Here is a 642-nt window from a genome sequence, read left to right on the forward strand (position 1 = left end):
TTTGGCAATGATTCTTCTGCTTCTATATTGTGAAATACTTTAAGGAGTGTAGGTATTAGCTCTTCCTGGAAGTTCTGGTAGAATTCTGCATTGAAACCATCTGGTCCTGGGCTTTTTTTGGTAGGGAGATTTTTGATAACAGCTTCTAATTCTTCACGACTGACAGGTCTATTTAGATTGTTCACCTGGTCTTGGTTCAACTTTGGTATATGGTACTTATCTAAAAAAATGTCCATTTCTTTTACATTTTCCAATTTTGTGGCATACAGGCTTTTGTAGTAAGATCTAATCATTCTCTGTATTTCCTCAGTGTCTGTGGTTATGTCCCCCTTTTCATTTCTGATCTTATTAATTTGTATGTTCTCTCTCTGCCGTTTGATTAGTTTGGCTAGGGGTTTGTCAATCTTGTTGATTTTCTCCAAGAACCAGCTTTTTGTTTCATTGATTCTTTGGATTGTTTTCTGTGTTTCTACTTTGTTGATTTCAGCCCTCAGTTTGATTATTTCCAGTCTTCTACTCCTCCTGGGTGAATCAGCTTCTTTTTTTTCTAGAGCTTTCAAGTGAGCTGTTAAGTCTCCAATGTGAGCTTTCTCCGTTTTCTTTAAATGGGCACTTAGTGCTATGAACTTTCCTCTTAGCACT

General features: G+C 36.9%; 1 protein-coding gene. It reads right to left on the reverse strand.

The features are described 5' to 3' along the window. Positions 1-642, reverse strand: a 642-nt coding sequence (locus I5349_RS13610; protein ID WP_226391331.1) for a hypothetical protein, incomplete at both ends; no start/stop codon positions are given.

This window comes from Penaeicola halotolerans, assembly GCF_016464625.1.
In the GTDB taxonomy this organism is placed as follows: domain Bacteria; phylum Bacteroidota; class Bacteroidia; order Cytophagales; family Cyclobacteriaceae; genus Penaeicola; species Penaeicola halotolerans.